Here is a 592-nt window from a genome sequence, read left to right as displayed (position 1 = left end):
GTTGCGGCAGGAAGGCATGCCGGTCAATCACAAGCGGGTGGATCGACTCTATGCCGAGGCGGGGCTGCAAATTCGCTGGCGTAAGCGCAAGAAGGTGCCGCTGGCAGACCGTCACCCGCTGGCCCGCCCCTTGGCCGCCAACCAAGTCTGGTCGATGGACTTCGTGTTCGACCGGACGGCGGAAGGTCGGGTCATCAAGAGTCTGACCGTCGTCGATGACGCAACTCACGAGGCGGTAGCGATTGTGCCGGAGCGGGCGATGAGCGGCATCCATCTGACGCGTATCCTCGACCAGCTGGCGCAGACACGGGGGCTGCCGAAAGCGATCAGGACTGATAACGGCAAGGAGTTCTGCAGCTGGGCGCATGCCCGTGGTGTTCAGCTCTTCCTGATTGAGCCCGGCAAGCCCAATCAGAACGCTTACATCGAATCGTTCAACGGACGCTTCCGGGATGAGTGCCTAAACGAACACTGGTTCACCAGCCTGCGCCATGCCCAGGTCGTGATCGAAGCCTGGCGGAAGGAATACAACAATGAAAGGCCCAAGAAAGCCCTTGGTGGTTTGACGCCGGCGGCCTATGCCAAATCACTC

At 60.8% G+C, this 592-nt stretch carries 1 protein-coding gene; it reads left to right on the top strand.

Annotated elements, in window-relative coordinates; genetic code table 11:
- The coding region (locus tag IE100_RS16350) for an IS3 family transposase (RefSeq protein WP_189375672.1) at positions 1–592 on the top strand (592 nt) is incomplete at both ends.

It is taken from the genome of Vogesella alkaliphila (genome assembly GCF_014652475.1).
GTDB lineage: Bacteria > Pseudomonadota > Gammaproteobacteria > Burkholderiales > Chromobacteriaceae > Vogesella > Vogesella alkaliphila.
This window is presented reverse-complemented; position numbering and strand designations above follow the sequence as displayed.